This window comes from Pseudoalteromonas sp. 2CM36K, from assembly GCF_023161865.1.
Taxonomy (GTDB): Bacteria; Pseudomonadota; Gammaproteobacteria; order Enterobacterales; family Alteromonadaceae; genus Pseudoalteromonas; species Pseudoalteromonas tetraodonis.
This window is the reverse complement of sequence record NZ_JALNTK010000005.1, coordinates 80,058-96,562: the sequence shown is the minus strand read 5'-3', so window position 1 is coordinate 96,562 and position 16,505 is coordinate 80,058. Positions and strand designations below refer to the sequence as shown.

Here is a 16,505-nt window from a genome sequence, read left to right as displayed (position 1 = left end):
TTATTATAACGTTATTTTGTTGCGCAGACGAGAAAATAGCGCACAAGCGTGCGCTGAAATAAAACAGTCATAAAAAAACGGCTTACCTGAGTAAGCCGTTTTCTAATTTTATCTAATTTGATCTCAAGATTAACTTGGCTCTGCGTCTGAGCTTGGCTCATCAACTTGCTGCGGCGTCAACTCTACCACGGCTTCATCAACGCGCTGTAAACCACGAGGTAACTTGTTCCCTCTGCGGCCTCGCTCGCCATGGTAATGCTCAAGGTCGCTTGGTTTAAGGGTCAGCTTACGCTTACCTGCATGCAGCGTTACACTGCTGCCTTGCGGCACAACAGCTAATACTTTTACAAACTCTTCGCGGGCTTGTACTTTCGCACCCGGAATAGAAATAATTTTATTACCCTTACCTTTACCTAACTTAGGTAGGTCACGCAGTGGGAATAACAACATCCGCCCTTCGTTAGAAATCGCCATACAGTAGTCAGTAGCCACGTCGTTAACGCGAATTGGCGAAAGTAACACACCACCTTTTGGCACACTCACTAACGCTTTACCATTTTTGTTTTTGCTGACTAAATCTTTAAAGTCAGTAATAAAGCCATAACCGGCATCAGAAGCCATTAGCAATACTTGAGCGTCTTCACCCATAACTACGTGCTCAAAGCTTGCGCCTGAGGTTAGATTAAAGCGCCCTGTCATAGGCTCGCCTTGGCTTCTTGCAGAAGGAAGGCTGTGGGCATCGGTCGCAAATGCACGTCCAGCTGAATCTAAAAATACCGCAGGCTGATTACTTTTACCTCGCGCTGATGCTCTATAACCATCACCAGCTCGGTAATTTAATCCTTCTACATCTAAGTCATGACCCTTACCAACCCGTGCCCAACCTTTATCAGATAAAACAACAGTCACAGACTCTGAAGGGATTAAATCTTTTTCGCTCAGAGCTTTGGCTTCCACACGCTCAATAACAGGTGAGCGACGATCGTCGCCATACATTTCTGCGGCTTCTTGAATTTCTTTTTTAAGCAACGTCGACATGCGACGGTCTGAGCCCAATGTTTGCTCTAATTTGTCACGCTCTTTTGCCAATTCGTCTTGCTCACCACGAATTTTAAACTCTTCAAGTTTTGCCAAATGGCGAAGTTTTAATTCTAAAATGGCTTCTGCTTGAATATCGGTTAAATCAAAGCGCTCCATCAATATTGGTTTGGGCTTATCTTCAGAGCGGATAATTTCTATAACTTCATCAATATTTAAAAAGGCAGCCAGTAAACCTTCTAAAATATGTAATCGAGCCAGTACTTTATCAAGTCGATATTGCAAGCGACGACGTACTGTTTCGCGTCTAAAGGTTAACCATTCAGTTAAAATACTACGTAAATCTTTAACCTGTGGACGGCCATCTAAGCCCAGCATGTTTAAGTTTACGCGGTAATTTTTTTCAAGATCGGTGGTGGCAAATAAGTGCGCCATTAATGGCTCAGCTTTAATTCGGTTTGAACGCGGAACAATTACAATACGGGTTGGATTTTCGTGATCAGACTCATCACGTAAGTCAGCCACCATTGGTAACTTTTTAGCGTTCATTTGCGCTGCAATTTGCTCAAGTACTTTTGCACCCGAACATTGGTGCGGTAACGCAGTAATAACGATATCGCCCTGCTCTTCACAATACACAGCGCGCATTTTAATTGAGCCACGACCGGTTTTATAAATTTTGTGAATATCAGCTTTAGGCGTAATTATTTCAGCATCAGTTGGATAATCAGGCGCATGCACTAAATCCAATAACTCTTCGAGTTCTGTTTTTGGTTTATCAAGTAATAAACAACAGGCACTGGCTACTTCACGCACATTATGCGGCGGTATATCGGTTGCCATACCCACAGCAATACCGGTGACACCATTAAGTAATATATGCGGTAAGCGCGATGGCAATACTAATGGTTCATCCATGGTGCCGTCGAAGTTTGGCGTCCAATCAACAGTCCCTTGGCCTAACTCTTTAAGTAATACTTCAGAGAATTTAGATAAACGCGCTTCGGTATAACGCATTGCCGCAAATGACTTAGGATCATCAGCTGCACCCCAGTTACCTTGACCATCCACCAAGGGATAGCGATAAGAGAACGGCTGCGCCATAAGTACCATGGCTTCATAACAGGCACTATCACCATGAGGATGGTATTTACCTAATACGTCACCCACGGTACGGGCTGATTTTTTGTATTTTGCATTTGCCGATAATCCCAACTCACTCATCGCATAAATAATACGACGTTGCACTGGTTTTAGGCCGTCACCAACGTGCGGTAAGGCACGATCCATGATCACGTACATTGAATAATTTAAATAAGCGTCTTCGGTAAAACGCCCCATTGTTTGTTGTTCAATTCCTTGCATTAGCAAGGTATCTGTATCACTCATTAAAGCTTACCTAGTTTTTCTTATAGCTTACGCGGTAAATTACGTTTGCGTAATCATCGCTTACCAATAGACTGCCATCATTTAATTGTGCAAATGCAACAGGGCGTCCAAATGTCGTTTCGTCTTGCATAAAGCCGGTGATCAGTGGCGTATACTTTGTTACCTTGGCATTTTCTATAGTTGCCACTGCCACTTTATAACCGACCTTTTTAGAGCGGTTCCATGAACCGTGCTCAGCTACAAATAACTGTTGTTTATAGCTATCAGGAAACTGCTTGCCGGTATAAAAATGAATACCTAATGGCGCAACATGCGCACCTAATGCCAATGCAGGATGAGTGTAGTCAGCAATGTTTTTGCCTTCACCAAACTCCGGATCAACAATAACGCCGCCATGCACGTATGGAAAACCAAAATGTTCTTCTTCTTTAGTGATGCGGTTTAGCTCATCGGGTGGAATATCATCCCCCATCATGTCGCGGCCATTATCGCTAAACCATAGCATTTGCGTGCTAGGGTGAAAGTCAAAGCCTACAGTATTGCGCACACCTTTGGCTAAAGTGGTTATTTCTTTGGTGTCGGTGTTTAACGAAAAAATACGACCAAACCGAGGATCTTCTTCGCAAATATTACAGGGAACACCCACCGGAATAATCAGCTCGCCGTTTGGCGCAAAGCGTAAAAACTTCCAGCCATGGTGGCGCTCTGACGGTAAATCGCTATAAAACACTTCATACTCAGGGTTTTTGAGGTGTTTATCGATATTTTTAAAACGAATAATACGGTGCACTTCACCGACATATAAGTCACCGTCTTTAATCGCTAAACCCGAGGGCATATTCAGTCCCTCTGCAATCACTATTTTTTTATCTGCAACGCCGTCGCTGTTATGATCAATCAATGCATACACATTACCCGCATTACGCGAACCTGCATACACTACACCTCGGCTTGATACTGCAATTTGCCGAGCATTTTCAACATCATCAGCAAATAAGCTGATTTCAAACCCTGGGGCAGCCGTCAGCTTGTCGAGAATATTTTTCGCCATCACTGGCGATGACATAAAGCAGAGTAACAACAGTGTGCTAAATAGTCTTTTCATTTGCCTCTCCTGTAGCCCAAAGGCTTATTAAACTTGTGCTTTGTTACCGTGATCTTCAAGCCATTGGCGGCGATCTGATGAACGCTTTTTAGCAAGTAACATATCCATCATTTCCATTGTTTGTTCTTCTTCATCAAGTGTTAGCTGCACTAAACGACGGGTATTTGGATCCATGGTTGTTTCACGCAATTGTAGCGGGTTCATTTCACCCAAGCCTTTAAAGCGTTGCACGTTTACCTTACCGCGTTTTTTCTCTGCTTCTATACGCGCTAAAATGCCCGTTTTTTCATCTTCATCAAGCGCGTAATAAACATCTTTACCAATATCAATTCTAAACAGCGGTGGCATAGCAACATACACATGCCCAGTTTTTACCAATTGTGGGAAGTGGCGCACAAATAAGGCACACAATAAAGTGGCAATGTGCAGTCCATCCGAGTCAGCATCCGCTAATATACATATTTTATTGTAACGCAGCCCTGATAAATCACTTGAATCGGGGTCAATACCCAATGCCACTGAAATATCATGCACTTCTTGAGAGGCCAAAATTTGCCCTGATTCTACTTCCCAAGTATTTAAAATTTTACCTCTTAGTGGCATGATTGCTTGGAACTCACGATCTCGCGCTTGTTTAGCTGAGCCACCCGCTGAATCACCCTCTACTAAAAACAATTCCGTGCGGTCATTATCAGCAGCACTACAATCGGTCAGTTTGCCTGGTAATGCAGGGCCTGAAGTAACACGTTTACGAACTACTTTTTTAGCCGCGCGTAAGCGACGCTGTGCATTTGAAATACACAATTCAGAAAGTAACTCTGCAGTGTCAGTGTGCTCATTTAGCCATAAGCTAAAAGCATCTTTTACAACACCCGATACAAACGCAGCACATGAACGTGATGAGAGTTTTTCTTTGGTTTGCCCTGCAAATTGTGGGTCTTGCATTTTTACCGACAATACATAACTACAACGTTCCCAAATATCATCTGGGGTGAGCTTTACACCACGTGGTAATAAGTTTCTAAATTCACAAAATTCACGCATCGCCTCTAAAAGCCCTTGGCGCAGGCCATTTACGTGGGTGCCACCTTGTGCGGTAGGAATTAAGTTTACATAACTTTCGGCTGTTGACTCACCGCCTTCAGGCATCCATACAACGGCCCAATCAGCGCCTTCAATAGAACTTGAAAACTCACCTACAAATGGGTCTTTAGGCAGTATTTCATAGCCTTTAACTGCTTCTACTAAGTAATCTTTTAAGCCGGTTTCATAAAACCACTCTTGGGTTTCTTTCGTTTGTTTATTTACAAACTTAATACGCAAACCTGGGCATAGTACCGCTTTGGCTTTTAATAAATGGTTAAGCTTAGTCAGTGAAAAGTTAGCAGAATCAAAATAGCTGGTATCTGGCCAAAAGCGCACGGTAGTACCGGTATTGCGTTTACCCACTGAGCCAATAACATTTAAATCTTCAACTTTATCGCCATGCTCAAAAGCCATTCTAAATTGCTGTGCGTCACGGCGAACCGTTACTTCCACGCGGGTAGATAGCGCATTAACGACCGAGATACCTACCCCATGCAAACCACCAGAGAACTGGTAATTTTTATTTGAAAATTTACCACCTGCGTGTAATTTGGTGAATATTAGTTCAACCCCAGGAATACCTTCTTCAGGGTGAATATCTATCGGCATCCCCCGACCATCATCGCTCACTTCAAGTGAGTTATCTTCATGCAAAATGACATCAATACGCGTCGCATGCCCGGCCATTGCTTCATCAACACTGTTATCAATAACCTCTTGACCTAAGTGATTGGGGCGCGATGTGTCTGTATACATGCCTGGGCGGCGTTTTACCGGCTCTAATCCATTAAGTACTTCAATGGCTTCGGCGTTATAATTTTGTTGAGTCATAGTTTTTATCTTTATATACGCTAATATCTGATTTTAAGAAAATCGACAATGCTTGAAAAAGCTCGCTCAAAGCCATTAAAGCTATGATCGCCGCCAAATTCAATTAACTGTTTACATTGTGAGTAATACTTTATTGCGTGCTGAAAATTTAACACTTCATCCCCTGTTTGCTGTAATAAATACAACAGCTCAGGGTGTTTTAACTCTGTCACCGTTAATGCTTTTAACGCATCTATATGACGAGATTGTAATTGGTAATTATAATCTTGATACGGATTATAATTAGGCCCAAGTATAGGCTCTAATAATGTATATGGGGCAACGGCAGGATTAATTACCACCGCAGGAATTTGATAACGCTGCGATAAATACGTGGCAAAAAAGCCACCTAAGGAGCTGCCCAATAATACGGTATTCGGTGTTAATAGTTGTTCAAGCGCTATAATCGCCTCTATAGGTTCATGATTTAAGCGTGGCACACAATAATCAACATCATAGTGTGCCATAAGCTCACGAAAGCGCACAGCTTTATATGATTTTTCAGAGCTATTAAAACCGTGAATATAGATTACTCGTTTAACCATACCACGTCCGTGCGTATATGCACCTTTTGTTGCTCAGCATTTAAGTGCAGCATACGATAAGCCGCCCCTTTATCTTCTTGCTGCCAAGTAGCACTGTGCTTTGTAAACTGCACGGAACTGGCCGGTGTCGCGTAAATATCAAGCTCTCTAAATTGCTGTTGGTAGTCATTGTGAACATGCCCATGAAACAGCGCATCAACGCGGCCATTATTAACTAATAAATTTAATAGCTGCGGCCCATTTTCTAGCATGTGTTTGTCTAGGTAGCCATTAATAGGCAATGGGTTGTGATGACAAAATGCAATATGACGATTATCTGAATCGACTAAACACGCCATAATTTCCTCTAAATGCGAGGGCGTCACCCACCCAGCAGGGGTATTTCCTTTAGAATTAATTAATATCAGTTCAAACCCTTGCGCCACAATATGTTTAGCGCGTTGTATTTGCCCGCCACTAATTAAATTGAGCTGTTCAATTTCATCATGATTACCAGGCACCCAAAATACGGGGCAATCAAGGTCACTATTATGAATCAGTTCAGCAAATAATAAATAGGAATCAAAGCTGTGATCTTGGGTTAAATCGCCACCAAATATCAAGGCATCAGGCTGCTGTTTTGCTATATCTGTAAGTGCCCTAGTAAAATGTTCTGCGGTGTTAACCCCAAAATACTCGCCCTGCTTATCGCTAAAAAGGTGACAATCCGTTATATGGGCTATACGAAGCTGGGCTTGCTCAAAATAATACGTATCATCAAACCAAGCCATTATTTACATCCCAATTAAGTGTTGATTGACCTCGCTCTACACAGGCAACCAACCAATCACATAAAAAAGCATTCAACTGATACTTTTCATCTTTTTGATGCATCTTAGGATTAGGGTAGCCATAGGAAGGTTTGATTCGTTGGTGGTAATCATGATGGACAATTTCGGCTACTTTAGCATCATTATATAAGCGCACTGTTAAATACAAAGGCGAAATACCACTTACCATTCCTGATAACTGTTTAATAGATACATCAAGGGTGTACTTGGCAATGTCATCTATGTTGATGGCAAATTTACTGTGGCCCAGTTTGATTTCTCTAACACTGCCAATCGCTCGTTCACTAGGTAGTAATTTTAAAAGGCGTACGTAATTATGCTCACAAAGTGTTAAATACTTTGGAAGGCTTTGAATGTATCGATTAGTCGTTAAAAGTGCTGTCAAAATACCGCCATTACTATTAAAAAATTAAAAACTATGCCCACTTCTTACGTATTCTGTCGCGATTTAGTGCTAACCATTGCAAGCAAATTACCGTAGCCGCATTATCTATCTCGCCACGATTGAGTCGCTCAAGTGCTTCGTCTAAGTGCATAATATGGGTTTTAATATCTTCACCTTCGGTGTCTAAGCCGTATATACCAGTAGTCATTTGGCTTAAATCGGCGTGAGCTAAATATAAATATAAACGCTCTGTAGTACCGCCGGGGCTTGAAAGGTAAGACAACATAAACTCAAGTTCTGTTAAATTAAGCCCGGCTTCTTCAAACGCTTCTTTTTTAACAACCGACTCGTAATCTTCACTGCCATCGGTCATGCCCGCTATACATTCTAACAGCCAAGGCGTGTGTTTGCTTTTAATTGCGCCAATTCGAATTTGTTCAATTAGCAGCACTTGCTCAGTTACTGGGTCATAAGGTAAAACTGCGACCGCATCTCCGCGTTCAAGAATTTCTCGACGAATTACCTCAGACTCTCCACCCGCAAATAAGGCATGCTTAAATTGATAAAGGTTTATTTTAAAAAAACCATCATACAAATTTTCAATTGGTTTTAATCTCACATCGTCATGGGTAAATTTAATACGACTTTTATTCGCCATCTATTCTTTCCTTTTTGAGGGTGCAAATACATCAACGTCATTTAGGTATATATTCTGTTACACTTGAGAACGTTGTTTTACTAATTTTTTTTTTAGTTATTAAGTAAAACAGGTTAACATGCTACTAGTACAAAAATTGTCTAAGGACCGAACATCACATGAAAAAGAACATCCTTGCAGCACTGGTTAGTTTATCATGCGCATTGGGCTCAACCGTAGCCAATGCTGAAGATTTACTTCAAGTTTTTGAAATCGCAACAGCCAACGATCCTACCGTTTTAAAAGCAAAAGCCCAAGCTGATGCTCAATCATACCAAAGCGATCGCGCTATGAGCGCACTATTACCGCAAATTGGCTTGACTATGAGTTACACAAAGTCTGACTCAACTTCCTTCAGACAATCTGAGGATTTATCTTCTCTTGATAAAATTAATGCTGAAAACGACGAGTTTTCTCGTGGTATTAGCTTAAGCCAAACGTTATTTGATTTAGGCGCATGGAATTCATTAGGTATAGCCGACAAACAAGCACTTCAAGCTAGTGGCCAGTACGATTTTGCTAAACAAAATTTAATAGTACGTGTGGCTGAAGGCTATTTTAACGTATTAAGCGCTATTGATAACCTTGAATTTGTACAAGCTGAAAAACGTGCCATTGAGCGCCAACTTGAACAAACTAAACAACGTTACGCTGTAGGTTTAACGGCTATTACCGATGTACATGAAGCACAAGCACAATTTGATAACTCAGTAGCGCAAGAGATCATTGCTAATAATGCGGTAGAAACAGCCCGTGAGCAGCTACGTGAGATCACTGGTAAGTACCACGCAAAGCTGGATATGTTAAACACCGAAACATTTTCTACTGTTAAGCCAAGTACGCCTGCAACGGATTTAGTTAAAATAGCGAAAGACAAAAACTTAAATCTGCAAGTATCAAAAATAACGGTTGATATCGCTAAAGAGCAAATTGAACTTGCTAAAGCAGGGCATTATCCAAAACTAACTTTAAATGCTAGTTACGGCGACTCATTAACAGATAGTGAGTTAAATGGCGACCAGCCTCGTTCAGATTCAACATCTGTTGGACTTAACTTTAGCGTACCACTTTACTCTGGTGGCGCAACGGTTGCTGCAACAGATCAAGCACGTGCATTTTACGTTGCTGCGAGCCAAGATTTTGAAACGGATTATCGCGCAGTAACTCGCTCTGTTATTACTTCTTATAACCAAGTGGTATCTGATATTGCGACCTATAAAGCGCTTGAACAAGCGGTTATTTCAGCACAAAGCGCATTAAAAGCCACGGAAGCGGGTTTTGAAGTGGGTACACGTACCATTGTTGATGTGCTCGTCAGTACGCAAAATTTATACAACGCAAAGCGTAATCTTGCTGATGTGCGTTATCGCTATGTTGTGTCAACGCTTCGTCTAAAACAAGCAACAGGCACATTAAGCCGCGAAGACTTAGTGGGTATAAACCAAGGTTTAAATACCGTTAACTAAACACACGACTTCATTATAAATAATTACTAAAGCCAGCTTTTTGCTGGCTTTTTGTATTTTTTAACACATAGCGTTAAACTAGGGTCTGTTGACCTTTCAAGGTTAAATTTGCAGCAGCCTGTTTGGTATTTAGGCAAGGCAGAGCCTATGTGGTGTGGTTATTCCCCATAAATAGGCGATAACGCAGCATCAATGCCAAACAGGCGCTGCCCGAAGGGTTCTGCCTAGGGGCAATTAACTCTTTGTTGCTCGGTTTTTACTTAGTCCACTAGGTTACAAACCTCGCGCCGCGATTAAACCGCCCCTAGTTTGAACAAATATTAATCCGCAAAGGTCAACAGACCCTTGCCTTTTATTTTTAGAGAAATTTTTGTGGTCAACTCATCCCCTTTTAAAGCCTCTTTTTTAGGTCCTCGTTATTGGCTAACTTGGATTGGTGTCTTATTTTTATATCTCATTTCATGGTTACCGCAAAAAATACAATTAGCTATGGGTAAGCAGCTAGGACGCTTGGTTTATAAATATATGAAGCGCAGAAGGCATATTGCTGAAGTTAATATTAAACACTGTTTCCCCACGATGAGCGAAGCCGAGCAACAACAGCTGGTACTTAAAAATATGGAAAATACCGGTATTGCTATGGTTGAAACCGGTATGGCTTGGTGGTGGCCACAATGGCGGGTCAAAAAAGTATTGGGATCAATAAAAGGGCTTGAGCACTTTGAGCGCGTACAACAATCAGGAAAAGGCGTTTTATTACTTGTTCCACATATACTTCACCTTGAAATGACAAGTCGTGTAATGGGTTTGAAGTGCCAAGGTATTGGCTTTTACCGCCCACATAATAATCCGCTTATGGAATACTTTACCACCAATGGGCGTCTTCGCTCTAATGAATACATGGTTGGAAAAAAAGACGTAAAAGGATTATTAAAATCATTAAAAAATAAAAAACTGTGTTATTACTTACCCGATCAGGATTATGGCCGTAACCGCTGTGAGTTTGTGCCTTTTTACGCAGTACCCGATACAGCAACCACCACTGGTACACTAATGTTTGCAGGTAGTAAAAACTGCGAAACAATGAGCTTAATTGCTTATAGGGATAACAACGGAAAGTACCACTTAGAAATCGTGCCTGAGCTTGAAAACTTCCCGAGCGGCGATGATAAAGCCGATGTAACACGTGTTAATCAGCGCATGGAACAATCAATAAATGCCGCCCCTGAACAATATATGTGGCTACATAGACGCTTTAAAACACGACCCGATAAAGACGCCCCCTCTTTTTATTAAAGATGGGTTATTAAAATAACAAAGATGAGTGACAGCCATGTGGTTTTGGATTAGATATATACTTTTAGCTTTATTGTTAATTGGTGCAGCCATTTATTTTTTACTAAATGGTACGTCGTCACTTAATTATCAACAAACCACCAACGCTGCTGCTGAAGGGTTATCACGGTTTTATGCATCAATTCGAGATAGAATTACTGTCAATAAAGACAATCACAAATTTGTCATTGAACTCGAAAAACCCGATCTTAGCCTCGACAGAGCGCTAAACCAGCGTTCTTTTGTAGTAGAGCCTATGCCTTTAAATTGGAGTGGAGAAGTAGGCCCGCGTCGCTTTCAACGTGACTCAACCTTGCGTACTGTACTGACCCAATATGCTAATAACGAAGGTATTACTTTAATGTGGTACTTAAACAAAGATTACGTAATAAAAGATCACTTTCGTATAGATAGCAGTTTTAACTCCGCTTTATACCGCGTTAGCCGCTCTATTAATGATGACTTTTCAAATGAAGTGTATGCGTTTTTCTGCCCTAAACAACGTGCAGCGGTGATTACCGAGCTACCGTCTGAATTTGTACGCTCAAACTGTTTAAAGCTAAGCAATTAACTACATTCGGTTTAATTTTGTTGATATGCGCTCAAATATTGCTGAGCGCATAACATTAAATTGCTCAATCTAGCCTAAATATTGCCTTCCAAACCGTGCTAACATTATTGATATTTTCACTAAACTCTTCTCGTTTAACGCAGCGACCTTGCTGGTCTAAGCTCAACACATGATAGCGTGAGCGATAGTCTATATACGCTTGAATAAGCTGCTGTTTTTGAATATAGCTGATACAGCCAATTTTAGCCGCATCAGTTAAAATTCTCACATTGTCAGAATTATCGCATAAGTGGGTAAACTCATGGGCATGTTTTAATACCAAGTATTGCGTTATAAACTCAATATCGGTCATGGCACCTACATCTTGTTTTAAGTCAAATTGCTGCGCATTGCCTTTAGCCAAATGGGCACGCATTTTTTCGCGCATTTTAATCACGTCTGCCTTTAAAGTATCTTCATCACGTTGTTGGCACAATATCTCGGCGCGAATTTGTGCAAACCGTGTTACTAATTCAGCTTGGCCTAAAATCAGCCTGGCTCTAACCAGGGCTTGATGCTCCCATGTCCATGCTTGCGTTTGCTGATAATGATTAAAGCTTTCTAGGTTAATAGCTAATAGCCCTGATGCACCTTCTGGACGCAGACGAGTATCTAACTCATATAAAATACCTGAGGCGGTACGGGTATTAAATAAATGCATTAATCGTTGTGCGAGTTTTAAATAAAACTGCCTTGAGTCAATCGCTTTATCACCATTGGTGTAGCTTGTACCATCATGGTTGTGCACAAAGACTAAATCGAGATCAGAGTCATAACCCACCTCAAAACCGCCAGTTTTACCATACGCAATAACCGCAAACCCCTTGTTTTCATCATCGGTGTTAGGTGGCATACCAAAGCGTTTTACGCAGTGGTACCACGCAATATTTACAGCCTGATCGACTATAGCTTCAGCCAATGCTGTTAAGTGATCGCTTACTTTCATTACATCAATAACGCCCGTCGCATCAGCTGCGGCAATGCGTAATTGATGGGTTTGCTTAAACTGACGCAGCGCTTCCATTTGCTGCTCTAAATCGTCATGTTCAATGCGTAAAAAATACTGCCTTATTTCATCTTTATACGCAGTTAATGGGGTTGGCTTGTAAAGCACAGCTGGGTCGATAAGTTCATCGAGCAAAATGGGGTATAATGAAATATGCTCGCCAATCCATTTACTGTGGCAACAAAGTAAAACCAATTGTTTTAGCGTTCCTGGATTTTCATACAGCAACTCTAGATAAGCGGTGCGCGAAATAATTTTATTTAATATTTGGCATACCGTTGCAAAGGCGCTAGCACTGGCATTAAAGTCGTTTAACTGTTTAAGTAATGCTGGCATTAATTTATCAAGAATATCGCGCCCACGATTGCCGACTTTAGCTTTAGAAACTCGTTGTTTAAAGTCGTGTAATGGTGTTTGCCATTCATCTCTGAGCTCATTTAAAAAGCTAACATCGCCGTGATCCCAAGCACTAATAAACGCCCCTTCACAGGTATCAAGTGGTTCAGTTTCTTCGCCTATAACCTGTGTAAATTCATTATGTATTTGGCTCATCACATGTTCTATTTTCACAAGCGTTGCAGCAAAATCGGCCTGAGCGAGCAACACATTGAGTCGCTGTTGATTTAGCTCATCATCGGGCAGTGTTTGTGTTTGTTGATCATCAAATATTTGTAGGTATTGCTCTACTTTGCGTAAGTATAAGTAATTGCTTTTTAAATCTTTAGCTTCAAGCTCATCAATAACTTGGCTTAGTGTTAACTCTTTTAAGGCCATTAATAAAGATTGCGTTTGTAAGTTTGCCTCTCTGCCACCTCGCACCATTTGCAAAGCCTGAACAATAAACTCCACTTCGCGAATGCCACCACCACCTAACTTAATATTATTGGTTAAGCGCTTACGACGCACCTCTTGGGCAATCATAAGCTTCATTTTTCTTAGCGACTCAATAACCGAAAAATCAATATAACGGCGATACACAAAAGGCTTTAATAACGTATTAAACTCCTGCCAATAAATGTTAGGCGTGCCAATTAAGCGCCCTTTTAACATAGCGTAGCGCTCCCAATCACGCCCTTGCTCTTGGTAGTAATCTTCAATGGCATTAAAGCTCATTACCAACGGACCACTTTCCCCAAATGGTCGCAAACGCATATCTACACGAAAAACTTGGCCATCAACCGTACATTGATTAAGTGCTGTAATTAGCTTTTGGGCAACTTTAGTATAAAAGACAGGTGCTTCAAGCGAGCGACGCCCACCTTGGGTTTTAACATTGCGAGGATATGCAAAAATAAGATCGATATCAGATGAGTAATTGAGTTCTTGTCCACCTAGTTTACCCATTCCTAATACCATTAACGGTAACGGGTTGTTGTGCTCATCTAACGGCTCACCATTGGTTTTAGCGACATTTTTATAAGCCCATTGATTAGCACTGTCGATCAGTTTATCAGCAAGTTCACTAATATATTCAATACTATTTTCAATTGGGTTTTTGCAGCATAAATCTAAAAAAGCCACCTTTAACCAGTATTTTTCTCGGTATTGGCGCAGTAACTTATGGCACTCACTCTCTTCTATTTTAGTTATATCTAGCTGTGCAAAAGGGTCTAAAATTTCTCTATTTTTAATTTCGTGCTCACACAGTAACCAAGACAGTAGCGCAGGTTGAGAGCTTAAGCTGCGCCAAGCAAAATCACTTAACGCCAATAGCCGTATTATCTGCTGCTGGTTTTGTTGCTCTGGGAACAGCGCGGCAAAGCGTGTTTCACCGAGTTTTTGTAATTCAATAGGAAGCTGCGTGTCGTTACTCATCAATACCCTCTTTTATCTCACCAATAACCATACTAGAATGGTTAAAAACCTATCAAGGTAAATCTATTTAGGAACACCATGTCATATTTGTCATTATCTAACACTAGTTTAGTTGCGATTGCTATTAGTTTTGTGGTTATTTGTGTCATCATCATCAGTTTAAGAATTGTTACTCAAATAAAAGCAAAACAAGCACTTAAAGAAGAGTTGGCGCAGCATGATAACTTTGCAATGGGGATTAGTTTTGCCTCTGAAATATCTGTTGTTATAGCCACCATGGCGTTTTTATTTGATGAAATTAGTATTAGCACCGCACAATCAAATCCATTAAAAGTGATTTTGTTAATTGTGCTGCTCTTTTCATTTATAAAAATGGGGCATTTAATCCATCGTAAATGGATATTACGCCGCTTTAATGAGGAAGCCGCAATACTAAAGCAAAACGTCTGTGCTGCGCTGGTTGACTCGGGGATGCTTATTGCCAATTGTATTTTAGCGCTGGGTTTATATACATGGACACATACTCAGGGGTTTAGTAATTTATTAATTGCCTCAGTAAGCTTTTTTGTGTTGCAAGGAATGTTTGCTTTGGACAGTAAAATACGTGAATACCGCTTTGCTGAAGCAAATCAGGGCGCCTCATTGCAAAGTAATTTTGGCTTAGAAAATACCTCTATTGGTATTCGCTATGCGGGTAAGTCAATTGGATTAGCACTTGCGGCGTATGCTGGTTTATCTAGTGCGGCATTTCAAAATGGTAAAATGGTAGAAAACTTATTTACCTTGGTAATGCATTGCGGTGTGATGTGGCTGTTACTATACTGCCTAACGTATATTATAAAAATTATTTCAATGCCTAATATCGACACCGCACTTGAGGTTGATCATCAAGATAATATTGGTATTGCGTGTATTGAATTTGCTGTATTTTGTGCTATTGGTTACTTACTTATAAGTATGTTTTCAATTTAGTACCAAACTGGTTAAATTAAGCCGTTACTAAACGTCCCTATTTAATAGTCTGGTAAATTAACAGGGACTTTAGGCATATGGAAATAAAAACAGCGAGTTATCTCTTAATTGATATAGGCAACGAATTTAGCCATTCATTAAACACTATATAAATACAAATGTTCCAGCTAAAAAAGACATCGTTATCACTGGGGCTAATACCCAAAAACTGGTTAAAATGATGTTTGATGAACTCGTTAAAGGTTATTGCTATTGCGATATTGAAAACGAAATAAGCATTTCTGAGCTGGCCAGCTATCTACACGAACACCACAATATTCTGAGGGTACTGTTTAACCAAACAGACTACTTGCTCGCCGATGATACACAGCGCTTTATTTATAACTCACGGCATGAAAAACGCTATATGGTTATTCAAACAGATCAAGGCTATGAAATTAAGCCCATAAAAGATGAATGCCATTCAAACCATTTATCGTGTGATACAGACACAGCTCAAACTGCACAAGAGTTAACAGCGCTTTTAACTCCCGAATATGAAAAATAAATAATTGCACCCAAGCCTTTGCTTACTTACCATAGAGGGATATAACTTCTTATGTAAAAAAGTGATTTGCCATGCGAGTGCCCCATATTTATCAATCATCACCGATTGCTCTCAACACCCCTTTAAATCTTGACGATGACGCTGCAGGCCATGTAGGTCGTGTGCTACGTATGAAAGTGGGCGAACAGGTTTCTATGTTTAATGGTGAAGGGGGTGAATTTCTCAGTGAAATTATTGAAGTGAGTAAAAAAACCGTGGTTGTTATGCCCCTCGAATTTAATCCTCATGACGTTGAATCGCCATTAAAGATTCATTTAGGCCAGTGTGTATCTCGTGGTGATAAAATGGATTTTACCATTCAAAAGTCGGTTGAATTAGGGATCACTGAAATAACACCTATTTTTAGCCAGCGATGCGGCGTAAAACTCAGCGGCGACCGCCTAGAAAAAAAACACCAGCAATGGCAAAAAATAGCCATTGCTGCTGCAGAGCAGTCCGGGCGCAACTTTGTACCAACCATTAATCCTCCCGTAGATTTAAAACACTGGCTTGAACAGCAAACCGATGCAATTAAATTAACCTTACACCCGCGCGCCGAGCACAGCATTAAAACCATTACTGTTCCTGATGGTGGCGTGCGATTTTTAGTGGGCCCTGAAGGGGGATTTACCGATGATGAAATGGCGCAAACTAAACAACAAGAATTTGTAGATATTCGCTTAGGTCCGCGAGTACTTCGCACAGAAACAGCAGCGTTAACCGTTTTAAGTGCACTGCAATTACAATTTGGCGATTTAGCTAATTGAAAT

The 16,505-nt window shown here is 40.8% G+C and carries 13 protein-coding genes and 1 pseudogene; 6 read left to right on the top strand and 8 right to left on the bottom strand.

Features of this window, described 5'->3' with window-relative positions:
* Nucleotides 1-129 precede the first annotated feature (129 nt).
* From parC to MTN97_RS04440, 7 genes are read right to left on the bottom strand one after another with little or no spacing between them, the layout of a single operon-like run.
* A complete protein-coding gene (parC, locus tag MTN97_RS04470; RefSeq protein WP_248473778.1) occupies nt 130-2,427 on the bottom strand; it encodes a DNA topoisomerase IV subunit A in 2,298 nt (765 codons plus the stop codon).
* Nucleotides 2,428-2,437: 10 nt separating this feature from the next.
* On the bottom strand, nt 2,438-3,532 hold the full coding sequence (locus MTN97_RS04465) for a PQQ-dependent sugar dehydrogenase (RefSeq protein ID WP_248473777.1): 1,095 nt from the start codon (nt 3,530-3,532) through the stop codon (nt 2,438-2,440).
* A 27-nt stretch (nt 3,533-3,559) separates the two neighbouring features.
* Nucleotides 3,560-5,449: a DNA topoisomerase IV subunit B gene (gene parE, locus MTN97_RS04460; RefSeq protein ID WP_013465836.1), complete on the bottom strand. Its 1,890-nt coding sequence runs from the start codon at nt 5,447-5,449 to the stop codon at nt 3,560-3,562.
* Between the two features lie 20 nt (nt 5,450-5,469).
* Nucleotides 5,470-6,033 (bottom strand): YqiA/YcfP family alpha/beta fold hydrolase, encoded by a 564-nt coding sequence (locus MTN97_RS04455; protein ID WP_248473776.1) that lies wholly within the window; start codon nt 6,031-6,033, stop codon nt 5,470-5,472.
* Nucleotides 6,018-6,803: a metallophosphoesterase gene (locus tag MTN97_RS04450; RefSeq protein ID WP_248473775.1), complete on the bottom strand. Its 786-nt coding sequence runs from the start codon at nt 6,801-6,803 to the stop codon at nt 6,018-6,020. Before MTN97_RS04450 ends, MTN97_RS04455 begins: the two co-directional genes overlap by 16 nt.
* Nucleotides 6,790-7,248 carry a DUF1249 domain-containing protein gene (locus MTN97_RS04445; RefSeq protein ID WP_248473774.1) on the bottom strand — a complete coding sequence of 153 codons (459 nt, stop codon included), beginning with the start codon at nt 7,246-7,248 and terminating at the stop codon, nt 6,790-6,792. The genes MTN97_RS04450 and MTN97_RS04445 overlap by 14 nt, the downstream gene beginning before the upstream one ends.
* Nucleotides 7,249-7,279: 31 nt before the next feature.
* On the bottom strand, nt 7,280-7,906 hold the full coding sequence (locus MTN97_RS04440) for an NUDIX domain-containing protein (RefSeq protein WP_248473773.1): 627 nt from the start codon (nt 7,904-7,906) through the stop codon (nt 7,280-7,282).
* Nucleotides 7,907-8,064: 158 nt separating this feature from the next.
* Between MTN97_RS04440 and tolC the strand changes: the two genes are divergently transcribed.
* The 3 genes from tolC (at nt 8,065) to MTN97_RS04420 (ending at nt 11,317) form a co-directional block, all read left to right on the top strand.
* Nucleotides 8,065-9,411 carry an outer membrane channel protein TolC gene (gene tolC, locus MTN97_RS04435; protein WP_248473772.1) on the top strand — a complete coding sequence of 449 codons (1,347 nt, stop codon included), beginning with the start codon at nt 8,065-8,067 and terminating at the stop codon, nt 9,409-9,411.
* A 372-nt stretch (nt 9,412-9,783) separates the two neighbouring features.
* Complete coding sequence (gene lpxL / locus MTN97_RS04425; protein ID WP_248473771.1) at nt 9,784-10,707, top strand: LpxL/LpxP family Kdo(2)-lipid IV(A) lauroyl/palmitoleoyl acyltransferase; 924 nt, start codon at nt 9,784-9,786, stop codon at nt 10,705-10,707.
* A 37-nt stretch (nt 10,708-10,744) separates the two neighbouring features.
* Entirely contained in the window at nt 10,745-11,317 is a 573-nt protein-coding gene (locus MTN97_RS04420) for a toxin co-regulated pilus biosynthesis Q family protein (RefSeq protein WP_248473770.1), read from the top strand.
* A 64-nt stretch (nt 11,318-11,381) separates the two neighbouring features.
* Here MTN97_RS04420 and glnE read toward each other — a convergent pair whose 3' ends face one another.
* The gene (gene glnE / locus MTN97_RS04415; protein WP_248473769.1) at nt 11,382-14,177 is read right to left on the bottom strand and encodes a bifunctional [glutamate--ammonia ligase]-adenylyl-L-tyrosine phosphorylase/[glutamate--ammonia-ligase] adenylyltransferase; all 2,796 of its coding nucleotides are present in this window, start codon (nt 14,175-14,177) and stop codon (nt 11,382-11,384) included.
* 78 nt (nt 14,178-14,255) lie between these two features.
* Between glnE and MTN97_RS04410 the strand changes: the two genes are divergently transcribed.
* The 3 genes and pseudogenes from MTN97_RS04410 to rsmE all read left to right on the top strand — a co-directional run bounded on the left by MTN97_RS04410 (nt 14,256) and on the right by rsmE (nt 16,502).
* Nucleotides 14,256-15,149, top strand: coding sequence for a hypothetical protein (locus tag MTN97_RS04410; protein ID WP_036980180.1), 894 nt, complete (start codon nt 14,256-14,258; stop codon nt 15,147-15,149).
* A gap of 77 nt (nt 15,150-15,226) precedes the next feature.
* A pseudogene (locus MTN97_RS04405) lies at nt 15,227-15,696 on the top strand (hypothetical protein).
* A 71-nt stretch (nt 15,697-15,767) separates the two neighbouring features.
* Nucleotides 15,768-16,502 carry a 16S rRNA (uracil(1498)-N(3))-methyltransferase gene (gene rsmE / locus MTN97_RS04400; protein ID WP_069439861.1) on the top strand — a complete coding sequence of 245 codons (735 nt, stop codon included), beginning with the start codon at nt 15,768-15,770 and terminating at the stop codon, nt 16,500-16,502.
* The last annotated feature ends 3 nt before the right edge of the window (nt 16,503-16,505 follow it).

What these genes read in the sequence shown, in the direction of transcription:
- parC (WP_248473778.1), bottom strand. Translation starts at nt 2,427, where the DNA reads ATGAGTGATACAGATACCTTGCTAATGCAAGGAATTGAACAACAAACA.
- MTN97_RS04465 (WP_248473777.1), bottom strand. Translation starts at nt 3,532, where the DNA reads ATGAAAAGACTATTTAGCACACTGTTGTTACTCTGCTTTATGTCATCG.
- parE (WP_013465836.1), bottom strand. Translation starts at nt 5,449, where the DNA reads ATGACTCAACAAAATTATAACGCCGAAGCCATTGAAGTACTTAATGGA.
- MTN97_RS04455 (WP_248473776.1), bottom strand. Translation starts at nt 6,033, where the DNA reads ATGGTTAAACGAGTAATCTATATTCACGGTTTTAATAGCTCTGAAAAA.
- MTN97_RS04450 (WP_248473775.1), bottom strand. Translation starts at nt 6,803, where the DNA reads ATGGCTTGGTTTGATGATACGTATTATTTTGAGCAAGCCCAGCTTCGT.
- MTN97_RS04440 (WP_248473773.1), bottom strand. Translation starts at nt 7,906, where the DNA reads ATGGCGAATAAAAGTCGTATTAAATTTACCCATGACGATGTGAGATTA.
- tolC (WP_248473772.1), top strand. Translation starts at nt 8,065, where the DNA reads ATGAAAAAGAACATCCTTGCAGCACTGGTTAGTTTATCATGCGCATTG.
- MTN97_RS04420 (WP_248473770.1), top strand. Translation starts at nt 10,745, where the DNA reads ATGTGGTTTTGGATTAGATATATACTTTTAGCTTTATTGTTAATTGGT.
- glnE (WP_248473769.1), bottom strand. Translation starts at nt 14,177, where the DNA reads ATGAGTAACGACACGCAGCTTCCTATTGAATTACAAAAACTCGGTGAA.
- MTN97_RS04410 (WP_036980180.1), top strand. Translation starts at nt 14,256, where the DNA reads ATGTCATATTTGTCATTATCTAACACTAGTTTAGTTGCGATTGCTATT.
- rsmE (WP_069439861.1), top strand. Translation starts at nt 15,768, where the DNA reads ATGCGAGTGCCCCATATTTATCAATCATCACCGATTGCTCTCAACACC.